This is a genomic window from Microbacterium sp. P26, from assembly GCF_023712585.1.
Lineage (GTDB): Bacteria > Actinomycetota > Actinomycetes > Actinomycetales > Microbacteriaceae > Microbacterium > Microbacterium algihabitans_A.
This window is the reverse complement of sequence record NZ_JAMAXZ010000002.1, coordinates 214,211-228,720: the sequence shown is the minus strand read 5'-3', so window position 1 is coordinate 228,720 and position 14,510 is coordinate 214,211. Positions and strand designations below refer to the sequence as shown.

General features: G+C 70.6%; 15 protein-coding genes. 9 read left to right on the top strand and 6 right to left on the bottom strand.

Annotation, left to right across the window (positions count from 1 at the left end):
* Positions 1 to 35: 35 nt before the first annotated feature.
* The 4 genes from M3667_RS04720 to M3667_RS04705 all read left to right on the top strand — a co-directional run bounded on the left by M3667_RS04720 (position 36) and on the right by M3667_RS04705 (position 5,120).
* Positions 36 to 1,214 (top strand): ABC transporter substrate-binding protein, encoded by a 1,179-nt coding sequence (locus tag M3667_RS04720; protein WP_251505678.1) that lies wholly within the window; start codon positions 36 to 38, stop codon positions 1,212 to 1,214.
* Between the two features lie 222 nt (positions 1,215 to 1,436).
* Entirely contained in the window at positions 1,437 to 2,768 is a 1,332-nt protein-coding gene (locus M3667_RS04715; RefSeq protein WP_251505675.1) for an FAD-binding oxidoreductase, read from the top strand.
* Entirely contained in the window at positions 2,765 to 3,544 is a 780-nt protein-coding gene (locus M3667_RS04710; RefSeq protein ID WP_251505671.1) for a creatininase family protein, read from the top strand. Before M3667_RS04715 ends, M3667_RS04710 begins: the two co-directional genes overlap by 4 nt.
* A gap of 346 nt (positions 3,545 to 3,890) precedes the next feature.
* Positions 3,891 to 5,120 carry an MFS transporter gene (locus tag M3667_RS04705; protein WP_251505669.1) on the top strand — a complete coding sequence of 410 codons (1,230 nt, stop codon included), beginning with the start codon at positions 3,891 to 3,893 and terminating at the stop codon, positions 5,118 to 5,120.
* Positions 5,121 to 5,303: 183 nt separating this feature from the next.
* On the opposite strand, the gene M3667_RS04700 is transcribed toward M3667_RS04705, so the two are convergent.
* Entirely contained in the window at positions 5,304 to 5,513 is a 210-nt protein-coding gene (locus M3667_RS04700; protein WP_251505667.1) for a hypothetical protein, read from the bottom strand.
* Between the two features lie 635 nt (positions 5,514 to 6,148).
* Between M3667_RS04700 and M3667_RS04695 the strand changes: the two genes are divergently transcribed.
* On the top strand, positions 6,149 to 6,694 hold the full coding sequence (locus tag M3667_RS04695) for a LysM domain-containing protein (protein ID WP_251505664.1): 546 nt from the start codon (positions 6,149 to 6,151) through the stop codon (positions 6,692 to 6,694).
* A gap of 67 nt (positions 6,695 to 6,761) precedes the next feature.
* Positions 6,762 to 7,142, top strand: coding sequence for a hypothetical protein (locus tag M3667_RS04690; protein ID WP_251505661.1), 381 nt, complete (start codon positions 6,762 to 6,764; stop codon positions 7,140 to 7,142).
* Between the two features lie 31 nt (positions 7,143 to 7,173).
* Here the strand turns inward: M3667_RS04690 and M3667_RS04685 are convergent, their stop codons facing one another.
* The 3 genes from M3667_RS04685 to M3667_RS04675 all read right to left on the bottom strand — a co-directional run bounded on the left by M3667_RS04685 (position 7,174) and on the right by M3667_RS04675 (position 10,673).
* The gene (locus M3667_RS04685; protein WP_251505658.1) at positions 7,174 to 7,968 is read right to left on the bottom strand and encodes an alpha/beta fold hydrolase; all 795 of its coding nucleotides are present in this window, start codon (positions 7,966 to 7,968) and stop codon (positions 7,174 to 7,176) included.
* 218 nt (positions 7,969 to 8,186) lie between these two features.
* Entirely contained in the window at positions 8,187 to 9,563 is a 1,377-nt protein-coding gene (locus M3667_RS04680) for an amidohydrolase family protein (protein ID WP_251505655.1), read from the bottom strand.
* Positions 9,564 to 9,728: 165 nt separating this feature from the next.
* Positions 9,729 to 10,673, bottom strand: a complete 945-nt coding sequence (locus M3667_RS04675) for an alpha/beta hydrolase (RefSeq protein WP_251505652.1) — start codon at positions 10,671 to 10,673, stop codon at positions 9,729 to 9,731.
* A gap of 145 nt (positions 10,674 to 10,818) precedes the next feature.
* On the opposite strand from M3667_RS04675, the gene M3667_RS04670 reads away from it, so the two are divergent.
* The 3 genes from M3667_RS04670 (at position 10,819) to M3667_RS04660 (ending at position 12,887) form a co-directional block, all read left to right on the top strand.
* Positions 10,819 to 11,316 (top strand): pyridoxamine 5'-phosphate oxidase family protein, encoded by a 498-nt coding sequence (locus tag M3667_RS04670; RefSeq protein WP_251505650.1) that lies wholly within the window; start codon positions 10,819 to 10,821, stop codon positions 11,314 to 11,316.
* 97 nt (positions 11,317 to 11,413) lie between these two features.
* A complete protein-coding gene (locus M3667_RS04665) occupies positions 11,414 to 12,121 on the top strand; it encodes an SDR family NAD(P)-dependent oxidoreductase (RefSeq protein WP_251505647.1) in 708 nt (235 codons plus the stop codon).
* Positions 12,122 to 12,170: 49 nt separating this feature from the next.
* Positions 12,171 to 12,887, top strand: coding sequence for a GNAT family N-acetyltransferase (locus tag M3667_RS04660; protein WP_251505645.1), 717 nt, complete (start codon positions 12,171 to 12,173; stop codon positions 12,885 to 12,887).
* Positions 12,888 to 12,900: 13 nt separating this feature from the next.
* Here the strand turns inward: M3667_RS04660 and M3667_RS04655 are convergent, their stop codons facing one another.
* Together M3667_RS04655 and M3667_RS04650 are read right to left on the bottom strand one after the other, a co-directional pair.
* A complete protein-coding gene (locus M3667_RS04655) occupies positions 12,901 to 13,734 on the bottom strand; it encodes an aldo/keto reductase (protein ID WP_285837450.1) in 834 nt (277 codons plus the stop codon).
* Entirely contained in the window at positions 13,731 to 14,441 is a 711-nt protein-coding gene (locus M3667_RS04650) for a gamma-glutamyl-gamma-aminobutyrate hydrolase family protein (protein WP_251505640.1), read from the bottom strand. The genes M3667_RS04655 and M3667_RS04650 overlap by 4 nt, the downstream gene beginning before the upstream one ends.
* Between the last annotated feature and the right edge of the window lie 69 nt (positions 14,442 to 14,510).

Genomic DNA, 14,510 nt, shown 5'->3' with positions numbered 1-14,510 from the left:
CCGAGAGCTCCACCCGTCACAGAAAGCGAACCAGCATGAAGCGCTCCACCCTCCTTCGCGGCTCGGCCGTCACCGGCGCCGTCGCGATCGCCCTCACGCTGACTTCCTGCGCCGGCAGCGCAGCGGAGAACGCCCCGCCCTCCACCGACATGGCCATCGGATCGGTCGACCTGTCGACCGACTGCCCCTCGACCATCGTCGTGCAGACCGACTGGAACCCCGAGGCAGAGCACGGTCACCTCTACGAGATGATCAAGGACGACTACACGATCGACGCCAACACCAAGGCCGTCACCGGCCCGCTGATGGCGGACGGCGAGTACACCGGCGTCAACCTCGAGATCCGTGCCGGTGGTCCCGCGATCGGCTTCCAGACCGTGTCGGCCCAGATGTACCAGGACGACAAGATCACCCTCGGATACGTCAGCACCGACGAGGCGATCCAGCTCTCGGGCACCACGCCCACCAAGGCGGTCTTCGCGCCGCTCGACATCAGCCCGACCATGGTCATGTGGGACCCCGCGACCTACCCGAACGTCAAGACCATCGACGACGTGAAGGGCGCCCTGTCGGCCAACGGCGGTGTGTGGCGCTACTTCGACGGCTCGGCCTACATCGAGTACCTCAAGAGCGCGGGTCTGGCCGACTCGGCGATCCTCGACGGCTCGTACGACGGCACCCCGTCGAACTTCGTCGCCGCCGGCGGCAAGGACATGCAGCAGGGCTTCGCCTCGGCCGAGCCGTACGTGTACCAGAACGAGGTGTCGGCATGGGGCAAGCCCGTCGACTTCGCGCTGATCCACGACGCCGGATGGCAGACGTACCAGTCGTCGATGTCGGTCAAGGCCGACAAGTTCGACGAGCTGTCGCCCTGCCTGAGCAAGCTCGTGCCCGTGCTGCAGAAGGCCGGCGTCGACTACTACAACGACCCGAAGGCCGCCAACGACCTCATCCTGAAGCTCGTCGACGAGTACGCGACCGGCTGGACCTACACCCAGGGCGTGGCCGACTACTCGGTCAAGACGCAGGTCGACCTCGGCCTCGTCGGTGACGGCCCCGACTCCACCTACGGCAACTTCGACGACGCCCGCTTCGCGGACTTCTTCTCCAAGGCCAGCAAGGTGTACACCGACCTCGGCACCCCGCCGGCATCGGGTTACACCCCCGCCGACCTGTACACGAACGAGTTCATCGACTCCTCGATCTCGTTCTGACCCGCCCGGCCCGGTCCGCCTCGTGCGGGCCGGGCCGCCGGTCGCCGGTCCCAGGTCCCTGAGCCTGTCGAAGGGACCGGAACCGGCGGGAGACCGGTGGCTTCGACACGCTCAGCCACCTCCCCACCACGAACCCCGCATCACGCCCGGTGGCTTCGACACGCTCAGCCACCTCCCCACCGCCCTCGGCATCCGCCCCACCGTTCCACCCGGAGAACCCCCATGAGCGACACCGCCACCCGCGTCCTCTCCCTCGAGGACGAACTGCTCGACCTGCTCGGCCCCGCCGCCGTCAGCACCGAACCGCGCGTGCGCGAACGCGCCAGCGTCGACGGCTCGCCGATGTCGCCGATCATCGCCGCGAAGCTTCCGCTGGGCCTGGCCGACCTCGTCGTCTTCGCCGCGGATGCCGAGCAGATCGCCACCGCCGTCGCCGCCGCCGCGCGACACGGGGTGCCGATCACCGTGCGCGGCAAGGGCACCGGCAACTACGGCCAGGCGATCCCCATGCAGGGCGGCCTCGTGATCGACACCACCCGCGCCAAGGCGATCGTCGAGGTCGGTGATGGCTTCATCACCGCCGAAGCCGGCACCCCGATGGTCATGCTCGAGCAGGCCGCGTGGGCGAGCGGCCAGGCCCTGTGGATGTACCCCTCCACCGCACAGTCGACGATCGGCGGCTTCCTCTCCGGCGGATCCGGCGGCACCGGGTCGATCGAGCACGGCTCGAACGACCGCGGCTTCGTCGCCGCCCTCGACGTCGTGCACGCCGACGGCAGCGCCCAGATCCTCCACGTCGAGGGCGATGAGGCCCAGAAGTACGTGCACAACTACGGCACCGCGGGCGTGATCGTGCGCGCGACCGTCCGCCTCGAGCCCCTGCGCGAGTGGCGGGGGCTGTGGGCGAGCTTCCCCGACTTCGCCGGCACCCTCTCGGTCGTGCAGACGATCGGCAACCTCACCCCCACCCCGCGCCTGGTCTCGGGCGACGGCGTCGAGATCTCGGCGGCCCTGCCCACCGACGAGGCGATCCCCGAGGGTCGCTCGAGCCTCCGCGCGATCATCGATGCCTCGCTCGTCGACGAGGTCACCGCGATCATCGAGGGTGCGGGAGGTCGCGTCGAGGCGGTGCGCGAGGGCCCGCAGGCCAGCATCCGCCTGTCGATGCTCAGCTACAACCACCCCATCGAGTGGTACCAGAAGAGCCAGCCGCACGAGGTGTTCCACCTCGAGGTCGCGGGCGCTCCGCTGGCCGACGACATCGAGGCCGTCGAGTCGGTTTTCGCCGGCGGCAAGCTCCACGTCGAGTCGACGAAGGCCTTCCCCATCGGCATGCTGGCGGCCCCCTACGTGAGCGAGGAGGATGTGTACCGCGGCATCGCCGAGCTCAACGCGATCGGTGTCGGCGTGCACAACCCGCACCAGTGGAACGTCGACTTCAACGTCGAGCAGACCGCCGAGACCGCCGCCCTCACCGATCCGAACGGTCTGTTGAACCCCGGCAAGCTCAACCCCGATTACACCGGAGCGCGCAAGGGAGCGATCATCTCATGACCCGTCTGCTGGCCGAACTGAGCGGCCCCGCGGCCGCCGAGGCCCTTACCGAGGAATCCATCATCGTGCTGCCCACCGGTGCGATCGAGCACCACGGCCCGCACCTGCCCTTGGCGACGGATGCCATCGTGGCCGAGGCCTCGGCCACCGCCGCCGTCGCGCGCGCCGCCGCGCAGGGCCTCGACGTGTGGCAGCTGCCGACGCTGTCGATCACGAAGTCCGACGAGCATTCGTGGGCGCCGGGCACCCTGTGGCTGACCCCCGAGACGATGATGCAGACGATCGTCGACATCGGCCGGTCGCTGCTGACCACCCGCGCCCGCACGCTGGTGTTCCTCAACGGTCACGGCGGAAACGTCGCCCTGCTGAACGTCGCCAACCGCGAGCTGCGCCGCCGCTTCGGTCTGCGCACGTTCTTCATGCCCGCGGCCCGCGTGCCCTCGTTCGACGGCACCGACGGCGGACCCGACGAGCACGGCACCGGCATCCACGCCGGTCACGGCGAGACGAGCATGATCATGCACCTGCGTCCCGAGCTCGTCGACGCCTCGAAGTTCGAGGCCACGGTGCCCGCGCACATCGGCGACTTCCGCCACATCGGCTTCAACGGCAAGCCCGTGACCTTCGGGTGGCTCTCGAACGACTTCGGCCCCACCGGCGTGCTCGGCGACCCGACGGGCGCGAACGCCGCGCACGGTGCGCAGCTGTTCGAAGACAGCGTGTCGTTCGTCGTCGAGGCGCTCGAAGAGATCAGCCGATTCGACTACACCGCGTGAGTCGCTCGGGGCGGGCACGGGTCGTTCCCATCCGGGCCTCCGCCGGAGAGATGGGCGGCAACGCGACACAATGCAGGAGATATGCGCCGCCGCAGCCGTGGTCACGCGGGCTTCCCGCTGCGGGGCGGGCGGTTCTCCTGCGTACCGCCCGCCCATCCCGCCGCGACCACGCCGCCGGCGGGTTTTGCTCCCGCGGTCGCGGCGGTGACGACGGCTCACGCCGCACGACGACACAACGCAGGAGAATCCGTGGGGGCTGCCCACGGCGACGAGTCCGCGCGGGGTGGTCGACCAACGGCTGGTCGGATCTCCTGCGTTGTGGCCACCGCGAGGGGACGCACGCGCCGTGAACACGACGACGTCTGAGGCGCAGGGCGTCCGCGCCTACGGCCAGGTGCTGCGCCTGCCCGGGGCCCGCAACTTCGTCGCCGCCGGAATCCTCGCGCGCTTCCCCCGCGCGACGCTGTCGCTCGGCATCATCCTGCTCGTGTCGGCCGCGACCGGCAGCTTCGCCTCGGCCGGGCTCGTGGTCGCACCCCTCGTCGGGGGCATGGCGATCGCGGCGCCCCTGTGGTCGTCGCGCATGGACCGCCACGGCCAGGCCCGCGTGATCCTGGTGTCGCTCGGATGCCTCGTGCTCGCGGCATCCGCTCTGCTCGTCCTCGTGCTCACGGGTGCACCGTTCTGGACGTGGCTCGTGGCCGCGTTCGTCACGGGGGCGGCGACCCCCGACCTCACCTCGGCCGTCCGCGCCCGGTGGACCGTGCTCGCCCCGCCGGCGCAGCGGACACCCGCGCTGGCCCTCGAGACGATCGCCGACCAGATGGTGTTCATCTCGGGGCCGCCGGCCATCACCGCGGTGGCCGCCGCCCTCGACCCCGCGGTGGCGATCCTCGGGTCGCTCGGGCTCGGGCTCATCGGAGGGGTGTGGCTCGCCGCGCAGCGCGGCACGCAGCCCTCCCCGACTCCGCACGCTCCGCGCCGCGGCATCGTGCTGCCTCCCGTCGGGGTGATTCCGATCGCTGTGGCCTGCATCGCCCTGGGCGGGGTCTTCGGGGCCTTCGACGTCAGCCTCGTCGGCTGGGCCGAGCTGAACGAACGGCCGTGGCTCGCCGGCCCGGCGTTCAGTGCCCTGGCCGTGGCGATCGCGATCGGCTCCGTCGTCACCGGAGCCCGCACGTGGAAGCTCTCCCCCGCCGCGCGGTACATCCTCTTCGCGGCGCTGGCCTTCGCCGTCGCGCTCGCCCTGCCGTTCGCGCAGGGCTCCGCGCCGGTGCTGTTCGGGGTGATCCTGCTGCTCGGGCTCGCGGTGTCGCCGGTCATGGTGTCGGGCATCCTCGTGGCATCCGCCCGCGCCCCCGAGGGCCGCGTGACCGAGACCCTCGCCTATCCGACCGCGGCGATGTCGCTCGGCGTGCCGATCGGCGGCGTGATCGCCGGGGCGGCTCTGGATTCGACGGGCCCGGCGGCCGCTCTCGTTACGATCGCGGTGTCGCTGGCGAGCGCGGCGGCGATCGCCGCGGGGGGCGAGGCGCTGCTGCGGGTCGCACGGCGTCGCGAGACGACGGCTCGCTGACGGGACGGCACCGCTTCGGGTTGCGCGGGACGGGGCCGCTCGGTCGCAGGGTGACACCGCCGCAGTCGCACGCGAGACTGCATCTCGCTGACAAGTCCGTTGCACGCTGCAACCGGGATGTCAGCGAGCTGCAGTCTCGGTGTCCGGCCAGGCGCGATCGATCGGCCCGGCCTGCAGATCGACCTATGCGGTTCTCGATCGGGCGAGGCGGACGGCCACGAAGATGTGGCCAGCAACTGACAACGTAAGAAGAAGCACGACGACACCGGGAGTGAAGTCCGGGATGTCAGCCCCGAGCGCGGAGAACGCGATGAACGGCACGGTCACGCAGACGAGTGCGCTCAGGCCGAGCGACATCAGGAATAGCGTGGTGAACAGTATTCGATCCTTCATGGCATCCTCAGCACTTGTATGTCGTGAGGGTGAAGTTGAAATCGTCGCCGATCTTGTGCCAGGCACTATCTCCCCTGAGGTAGTTCCTCGCCTGGGTCGTACCCCCTGGGCCATAGAACCACGCGCAAACTCCCCTGACTAGGAGGTATCCGTCCGCGTCCTTCATCGTGGAGCGGGAAGATCCGCCGGGAGGAACACTCGCGGTCGTTCCGGTCGGGCGGCCTGCCGACGTGCTCCAGTTGGAACCAACCAGAATGTTGTACTGCGAGTTCTTCGAGCTGTTGACGGTTCCGCTAAAGATCCAGCGGCAGTCGCTCGCCCCGGCGGCAACCGGGGTGAAGCACGTTGCAAGCAACGCGGCGACTATAGCCAGGCAGACGAAACTCCACCAAGACGGTCATCCGCGGTTTCAGGGACGCGGTCGACCTATCACCCTCAGGGCGCACTCAACCCACCCGGCCAGGCCGTTAGCGTCAACTCGAGAAGAGCCACGCCAGTCGCCGGAGCCGAAAAGCCACCGTGATCGTGGGACCATCTGGGACTCGGCTTCAAACGGCGGGGCGGGGAGGCTGGCGCAATCTCGGCGCCGGCGGAGACGGGCGGTCGCAACGACCGGCACCCGTACACTTCGACGCATGGGGGCAGAGCGCACGGCGGCGACGATCGGTATCGACATGCTGGCGGTGATCCTGACGGCCTGCACGCCGCCGCCCGGACCGCTCGTCGATGCGATCCGCCCCTCGGCCAGTGCCCGCGCGACGCCGGAGACGACGTCGTCGCCCGCGCCGATCGTCGATTGGGGGCCGTGCGGCCCCGCTGCCCCGGTGCGCGCCGTGGCCGATCCGTCGGATCCGGAGCAGCTAGGCGGGAAGACGCTCGAGGTCCCCGTCGACCGCGGCCTCCTCGACACCGCCTCGGGAGAAGCGGTCCTGAACGCCGAGGGTGTGCCGGTGGCGTACCGCGTGGCTCCCGGCGATGTGTTCTCGACCATCGCGGCGCGGTTCTGCGTGGCCGAAGACTGGCTGCTGATCGTGAACCACGCCCGCCGCGACAACAACGGGCTGTACGCGGGCGACACCCTGAACCTCGACGCGCACACCATCTTCAGCGTCGGCGACCAGAACGGCGTGGTCTCCGACAACGTCTTCCCCGCGGAGTTCACCCTGCCGCCGCAGCGCTAGCGGGATCGACTGGCCGGTTCGCGACGAAGGGTGGTGCGGGCGCGCACCGCGCCGATACCGTGAAGAGATGGACGCCGAAACCGTCTCGACCCCGCTGGCCGGGCCGCACGTTTCGCGATCGCGCGTGAGCCGTGGCCTGGTGTTGATCGTCGGGGTGATCTTCATCCCGATGGCACTCAACCTCATCTTCAACAGCTGGGGCCCGCTCACCCACGAGACCGCCGTGCGCATGGCGTTCGCGACCGTCGCCGGTCAGACGATCGCAATCTTGAGCGTGATCGTCACCCTGGCCATGACCGCCCTGACCCGCCGCTGGCGTCAGCTGCCCACGTTCATCGTGATCGCCCTGCTCGTGTTCGGTGCGGCGTCGGCGACGATGGGCGCCGCGGCCGACAAGCTCTCGTCACGCCTGACGATCGTCGACCAGGTGAGCCGCCTGAATCCGTGACGCCGCTCTGCAATCGGCGTGTCCTGGACTTTCAACGAGCCAGCGCGGCACCCAGGTGGCGCAGCACCGAGACGTGGCCGTCGTCGGGATGCAGGTCGAGCGTCGCATGGGGAAGGGCGGCCTCGAGCATCCGAGCGTGAGCGGGAGGGATGACACGGTCGCGCTCGCCCTGGACGAGCAGCACGGATGCCGAGACCTCGGCGAGCGCGAACCCCCAGGGGCGGGTGAAGGCGAGGTCGTCGTCGATGAGCCCCTCGGGTCCGTCGGCTCCGGCCGCGCCGGCGTCGGCTCCGAGAGACGCCCACTCGCCCTGGAGGGCCGCGAAGTCGGCATCCACGAACTGCTCGGAATCGAACTCGTCGGTTTCGGCGAAGCGGCGGCGCGACTCCTCGCCGTCGACGGCCGATCGCAGCCCGCCCGGCGCCTGCATTCCGGTGAACCAGGCGTCGTCACCGGTGAACGGTGCAGGGCTCGCGAAGGTCACGACTCTGCCGACGAGCTCCGGCATCGCCGCCGCGCACGCGAGGGCGTGCGGACCTCCGCCCGACGCGCCGACCGAGACGACGGATGCCACGCCCAGGGCGTCGAGCAACGGAACGAGCCCCGCGGCGACGTCGGCGACGGTGCGGCCCGTCTGACGCGGCGACCCGGCGTAGGCGGGACGGGCAACGGAGACGACGACGAGACCGTGTGCGTCGGCCGCCCTCTGGACCGGAGGAAGGATCGCCCCGGTCTGCGGGGAGCCGTGGTGCCACAACAGCACGTCGCGCCCCGCGACCTCGACGACGGAGGTGTGGACGTCGAGCCCCGCGATGCGTCTGCGCATGCGCTTACGCTGTCACGGAGTCGCGACGGGCGCGAGGGCGGGCTCGGGTCGAGTCGTCGTCGAACGTCCAGGAAACCCGGACGAGCCTGGCATTCCGTCCGGGTGTTGTGGACACTCAGCGGGGGTGCGGGCAAAGCCGGTTGAGTGTCCAGAACACGCCGCCCCGGCACGCGGAACGCGGCGTGTCCGGGACGCTCTACGGCAGAGGCGCGGAGGGGTCAGAGGATGACGCCGAACTCCTCGGCCAGCGCGGGCAGCTCCTCGTGCAGCACGCGCGAGGCCTCGACCGCGAGCGGGTTGGTCGAGACGCCCCGGTCGTTGACGAGCTTTCCGCCGACGTAGACCTGCTGCAGGTTGCGCAGGCCGCAGGCGAGCACGTAGCTGCGCACGGGGTTCCACAGCGGTCCGATGTCGGGCGTGCGCGGGTCGACCACCACGAAGTCGGCGAACTTGCCCACCTCGAGGCTGCCGACGCGATCGTCGACGCCCATGATCTCGGCGCCGCCGAGGGTGTGCAGGCGCAGTACGCGCTCGGGCATCATCGACAGCGGGTCGTGGGTGCGCGCGCGCTGCATGAACATGCCCATGCGCATGTTCTGCCACGGGTCGGCGACGTCGGTGCAGGCCTGATCGTCGAGGCCCATGCCGACCTTCATGCCCTGCTCGAGCATCTCGGGCACGTGGGCGATGCCCGACGCCAGGCGTCCGTTCGACGCGGGCTGCCACGACATGCTCGCGCCTCCCGCGGCGGCATCCGCGATGATCTCGGGCGTCGTCTGGATGAAGTGGCCGAACATCATGCCCGGACGCAGCGCGCCGGCGTTCTTGTACAGCTGGAACTTCGTCTGCTGGTGCTCGATCGCCTCGTACGTCTCGAGGAAGTGCGCCTGGTTGGTCACGCCGAAGCGGTCCATGACGGCGACCTCGATCTCGGCGGCGTCGGGCCGCGTCGACCACTGCACCTGTCCCATGATCGAGGCGCCGAGGGCGATGTCGGGATCCATCGCGAGCACGTGATCGAGCGACGCCTCGAACCGCGCGAAGATCTCGTCGTCGGTGCCGACGGTGGCATCGAGGGCGATCGAGTCGACGAAGCGGAGCCCCGCGTCGTGGCATCCGTCGGCCTGACGGGTGTGCCAGGCGTGATCACGCAGGATGCCGCCGCCGTCGGCGCGCTTGCCGTCGACCATCGGCTCCCAGGGCAGCAGCGGGTCGGTGAAGTTGTAGGCCGTCGTCACACCGTTGGCGAGGAAGTCGAGCGAGCCGTGCAGCGTCGCCCAGTAGATCTGGTCGGGCGAGGCGTTGTTGAGCACGCTGAACATCGACGTGCACCAGCCGTAGAGCGTTTGGTCGACGCCGAGTCCGCGCGAGCCGCTCGTGAAGAGGTGGCTGTGCGACGAGACGAAGCCCGGGGCGACGAACTTGCCGTCGACGTCGAGGATCTCGTCGGCCGTCGTGCCCGGCGCGGGGTCTCCGGCGCCGATCGCGGTGATGCGTCCGCCCTCGACGAGCATGTAGCCCCGCTCGATGTAGCCGGGGTCGTCGGTGCCCGCGGGGACCGTGATGAGACGTGCGTTCGTGACCAGGAGCGACATGTTGATGACGGTAACAATGGCGTGTTTCCGCGGTGTTCCGGGCGTGGGGCGGGTTGTTTGCGGGGCGGCAGGAGCACACCCATGTCCCGAAGAAGGTTGCCGGAACAGGCCGCAGGCCGCACAAAGTGGGACATGCACCGCCAGAAGTGGGACGAGGTCAGGACCTCAGGCGAACGCCGCTCGAACGGCGGGCGCGACCTGCGCGAGCACCTCGTCGCGCGCGGGCGTCGAGGGGAACACCAGGAACAGGTGCGGCACCCCCTCGCGGCGCACGAACTCGACCGGCACCCCCGAGGACGCGAGGCGGCCGGCGTACTCCTCCGCCTCGTCCGACAGGGGGTCGACCGCGGCCGCGACGATCACGGCCGGCGCCGAACCGCCGAGCACCGCGGCGCGTAGGGGCGCTGCGTCGACGGGCACCCGGCGCGTGGCATCCGGAACGTACAGTCGCCAGTACCACTGCATCCCGCGCGCGGTGAGGGGCAGATTCTCGGTGTGCGCGCGATAGCTCGGGCGCTCGGCATTCGGGGCGTCGAGCACGGGGCACAGCAGCACCTGCACGCGGATGCCGGGAGCCCGGCCATCGCGCGAACGCAGGGCGAGCGCCGCGGCGAGGTTGCCGCCCGCGCTGTGTCCGGCGACGCCGAGTCGGGCCGGGTCGATGAGTCCGTCGGCCCCCGTGGCGGCGAAGCGCAGCGCGCGGTCGAGGTCGTCGAGACCGGCTGGGAAGGGATGCTCGGGCGCGAGGCGGTAGTCGACGCTGAGCACCTGAGTTCCGGTCGCGAGTGCGAGCGCGCGGCACAAGGCGTCGTTGTTGTCGAGGTCGCCGGCGACCCATCCGCCGCCGTGGGCGAAGACGAGCGTTCCGCGGTGGCCGGCACGCGGGCTGTAAAGACGCAGGGCGAGACCGTCGGCGTCGAGGTCGATCGACTCGAGCGCCGCGTCGTCGGGTGAACGCACCCACGACGGGTTCGCGCGCAGCTCGGCGATGCGCGTCGCGTCATCGCCGTCGGCATCCGTCGCCCCCGAGGGGATCGTGCCGACCTGAGCCGCCAGGCGTTCGAGGTGGGCGCGCACGGCGGCGTCGGTGATGGCGGGGTGGACGCTCACGGGTCTCCTGCGGGTCGGGGCTCACGGGGCGCCGCAGGCGGCGCTGCCCCGAGCGTAAGACGCCGGATGCCGCGGAACCGGCCGTCGCGACCAAGCTTCACCCCGCCGAAACATCCGTGTCGCCCCAGGCCTCCAGCATGAGCGCATGACCTCTCCCGAAGAGCGCGCCGCCGCGATTCTCGCCGCGCAACGGTTCGTCGTGATCGGCACGGCGGACGCCGTCGGCCCCTGGACCGCCGCCGCCCAGTACCGACTGCTGCCGGGCGGACTGTACGTCGAGTCCGACCTCGCGTCACGGCATGCGCGGGCGATCTCGGCCTCGGGCGCGGCATCCGGGGTCGTCTACGACTCGTCAGCGGGGCTCGCCGACGCCGACGGGGTGCAGTTGTCGTTCCGGGCGAGGCAGGCGGATGCCGACCCGGCGGCCGTGCGCGAGGTGCTGGCCGCACGCCTGGCAGGCGACGCCGTGACCGCCGCCGCGCTCGACGACGAGGTGGCGGCGATCATCGCGACTCCGCGCAAACGCCTTTATGTCTTCGAGGTCGAGCGCGCCTACGTCTTCGACCGCGACGCGTGGCGCAGCCGCGGCACCGACGCGCGCCTCGAGGTCGACGCCGCGGCGGTGTGGGCACTGCTCGCCTGAGGCGCGTTACGCCCGCGAAACAGCGCCGTCGTCGCCGCGTTCGCCGCCGGGCGTACGTTGACCGCCAGGGCGACCCGACGCCCGCGGGAGGAGCGTCATGTCGCAGCGCGTCATCGTCACGGGAGGCTCCGGAGGCATCGGCGCCGCCATCGTCGCCCGGTTCGCGGCCGATGGAGCCCGGGTCGCAGTGCTCGACCGTCGCGCTCCGGCGGGCGATGCGGCATCCGCGTTCTTCCCCGTCGACCTGCGCGACCCCCTCGACACGCGCCGCGCCGTCAGCGAGGCGATCACCACGCTCGGCGGGGTCGACGTGCTCGTGAACTGCGCCGGGGTGTTCCAGCACGTGTCGCTGCTCGACATCACCGTCGACGACTGGAATCTCGTGCTCGACATCAACGCCCGCGCGACCCTCGTGACCATGCAGGCTGTCGCCCCGCTCATGCTCGAAGCGCGCGGCGGCTCGATCGTGAACATCGCCAGCATGGCCGCCAAGCAGGGCGGCGGGGGAGAGGGGCACTACGCCGCGTCGAAGGCCGCGGTCGTCGCCCTCACGCGCGCCGGCGCGCAGGAATGGGGATGCCACGGCGTGCGCGTCAACGCCGTCTGTCCGGGCTACGTGCTCACCGAGATGGGCGCCGACACCCGCTCCGACGACGACGTGCGGGCGTGGAGCGCGAAGTCGCCGCTCGGGCGCCTCGGCGCGCCGGAAGACGTCGCGGGGGTCACCCACTTCCTCGCCTCCCCCGCCGGCGGATACCTCACCGGGCAGGCGATCAACGTCACGGGCGGCATGATCATGCACTGAGCGGGGTGCGGGGAATGCGCGCGGATGCCGTCGGGTTGGCCTGTACGCCATGACTTCCGCCTCACGTCTCGCCGTTCCTCACGCCGACGCCACCGTGCTCGACAACGCTGCGTGGCACTCGCTCGCCGGTGCTCACGCCTCGTTCGCGATCGGCGGCGATCTCGTGCGGCGCTACCCGGAAGACGTCGCGCCGTTCGTGGCCGTCCGCACCTGGGATGACCCCGGAGTGTGGGACGCCCTGCGCGAGCTCGTCGGCCCGGGCGCCGACGTGGGCCTGTCGGGCTACGAGGGTGCCATCCCCGAAGGATGGGAATGGCTCGGTGGCGGCGAGGGCGTCCAGCTCGTCGAGACGGAGGTCCTCCGGCCGCGCCCCGACGACGAGGCGATCGAACTGGGGGCCGACGACGCGGCCGAGATGATGGCGATCGTCGAGCGCAATCAGCCCGGCCCGTTCCGGCCTCGCACCTATGAGCTCGGCCGGTACATCGGCATCCGTCGCGGAGGACGCCTCGTCGCCATGGCGGGCGAGCGCCTGCACCCCACCGGGTGGACCGAGATCAGCGCCGTCGCGGTCGATGCGGAGGTCCGTCGTCAGGGCCTCGCCTCGCGGCTGGTGCTCGACGTTGCGTTCCACATCCAGCAGCGCGGCGACCGCGCGATGATGCACGCCGCGGCCGGCAACACCGGCGCGATCGCGGCGTACGAGCGGCTCGGCTTCGCGCTGCGGCGGGTGAACCAGTTCGCGGCGGTGCGGACGCCGGCGTAGCGTGCCCGCAGGCTCAGCCCTCGAACGTGCGCGGGTCGGCGCCGATCCGATCGGCGGAGTCGAGGCCGTCGAACACGGCCATGTCCTCTCCCGAGAGCACGATGTCGAGCACGTCGAGGTTCTCGCGCATCCGAGCGGGAGTCACCGTTTTCGGTAACACGATCCGGCCGCTGTGGAGATGCCACGCGAGAATCACCTGCGGGATGGACCGGCCGAGCCGTTCGGCGACGACCGCCACAGCGGGCAAGTCGGTTGCTCGACCGCGCGCCAGCGGGCTGTAGGCCTCGATCGCGATGCCGTGCGATGCGCAGAACGCGGCGAGTTCAGCCTCGTGATTGGCGGGGTGCACCTCGATCTGGTTGACCGCCGGACGTACACCCCCGTCGGCTAGAACATGCTCCAGATGGTCGATGAGGAAGTTGGAGACGCCGATCGCCCGCGCCCCTCCCTCGTCGTGGATGCGCTGCAACGCGCCCCATGCCTGCCGGTACAGTCCGCGCGTCGGCACCGGCCAGTGAATCAGCAGCAGATCGACCACGTCGAGTTGGAGGAGATCGAGGCTGCGAGCGAATGCATCGCGCGTGGCCGTCGATCCGTGGGCGTCGTTCCAGACCTTCGTGGTCACGAAGATCTCGTCACGAGGGATGCCCGACGCGACGATCGCCGCCCCGACCGCGCGCTCGTTGCGGTACACCGCGGCGGTGTCGAGATGGCGGTAACCCGCCTCGAGGGCCTGCTCGGTCACCCGCTGAGCTTCATCGGGGTCCACCTTGAAGAGCCCGAATCCGATCTGCGGAATGGACACTCCCGGGGCGATCTCGACGGAGGGCGTGAGCGTGACGGTCATGATGCTGCTTTCTGCAACGCGAGACGGGCCGAGAGCGCGCGCTGGACGAGGTCGTCGAAGAGCCGGTGCGAAGGGTGTCCCAAAGGGGCGAGCTCTTCCGGATGCCACTGGACGGCGACGATCCGAAGGTCGGGGGTCTCGACTCCCTCGACGAGCCCGTCGGAGGTGTGGACGGTCGCGCGCAGGCCGGGGGCGAGGTCGCGCACGGCCTGCTCATGGATGCTGTTCACGTGCAGGTCGTCGTTCCCAAGGACCACACCGAGGTGTCCGCCGGTGGCGCGGACAGTGTGCGCGAGATGGGTGCGCTCGAGGTCGGGGTCGTGCGTGTCGATCCAGTCGCCGCTCGGCAGGTGCTGCCAGAGGGTTCCACCGAGAGCGACGTTGAGCACCTGCATGCCTCGGCAGATCCCGAGAAGGGGGACCGTACGACCGACCGGGTGCTCGAGCAAGGCGAACTCGCGCGCATCGCGGTCGGGTTCGGGAGCGAAGCTCACACCGCTCTCGTAGCCCGAGCCGTACCACTCCGGTGCCACCGACGCGCCGCCCGCAAGAACGATGGCCTCCGGGTCGGTGGCGAGGTAGGCGTCGAAGCCGTGCGAGGGGCGGCGGACCAGAGGGTCGCCGCCGGCCGCTCGGACCGCGCGCTCGTAGGGCACGGCATCCTGCCCCTCACCGGCGGTGATGAGAACTCTGGGCGCTGCAGTCATGTCGACCTCTCGGGAGACGGTGGGGAAGGAGAGAAGAGCGAAGGTGGCGGGGCCGCACTCGGCCCCGCC

What these genes read in the sequence shown, in the direction of transcription:
- M3667_RS04690 (WP_251505661.1), top strand. Translation starts at nt 6,762, where the DNA reads ATGGACGCCGAAACCGTCTCGACCCCGCTGGCCGGGCCGCACGTTTCG.
- M3667_RS04710 (WP_251505671.1), top strand. Translation starts at nt 2,765, where the DNA reads ATGACCCGTCTGCTGGCCGAACTGAGCGGCCCCGCGGCCGCCGAGGCC.
- M3667_RS04720 (WP_251505678.1), top strand. Translation starts at nt 36, where the DNA reads ATGAAGCGCTCCACCCTCCTTCGCGGCTCGGCCGTCACCGGCGCCGTC.
- M3667_RS04655 (WP_285837450.1), bottom strand. Translation starts at nt 13,734, where the DNA reads ATGACCGTCACGCTCACGCCCTCCGTCGAGATCGCCCCGGGAGTGTCC.
- M3667_RS04665 (WP_251505647.1), top strand. Translation starts at nt 11,414, where the DNA reads ATGTCGCAGCGCGTCATCGTCACGGGAGGCTCCGGAGGCATCGGCGCC.
- M3667_RS04685 (WP_251505658.1), bottom strand. Translation starts at nt 7,968, where the DNA reads ATGCGCAGACGCATCGCGGGGCTCGACGTCCACACCTCCGTCGTCGAG.
- M3667_RS04700 (WP_251505667.1), bottom strand. Translation starts at nt 5,513, where the DNA reads ATGAAGGATCGAATACTGTTCACCACGCTATTCCTGATGTCGCTCGGC.
- M3667_RS04680 (WP_251505655.1), bottom strand. Translation starts at nt 9,563, where the DNA reads ATGTCGCTCCTGGTCACGAACGCACGTCTCATCACGGTCCCCGCGGGC.
- M3667_RS04650 (WP_251505640.1), bottom strand. Translation starts at nt 14,441, where the DNA reads ATGACTGCAGCGCCCAGAGTTCTCATCACCGCCGGTGAGGGGCAGGAT.
- M3667_RS04670 (WP_251505650.1), top strand. Translation starts at nt 10,819, where the DNA reads ATGACCTCTCCCGAAGAGCGCGCCGCCGCGATTCTCGCCGCGCAACGG.
- M3667_RS04715 (WP_251505675.1), top strand. Translation starts at nt 1,437, where the DNA reads ATGAGCGACACCGCCACCCGCGTCCTCTCCCTCGAGGACGAACTGCTC.
- M3667_RS04660 (WP_251505645.1), top strand. Translation starts at nt 12,171, where the DNA reads ATGACTTCCGCCTCACGTCTCGCCGTTCCTCACGCCGACGCCACCGTG.
- M3667_RS04695 (WP_251505664.1), top strand. Translation starts at nt 6,149, where the DNA reads ATGGGGGCAGAGCGCACGGCGGCGACGATCGGTATCGACATGCTGGCG.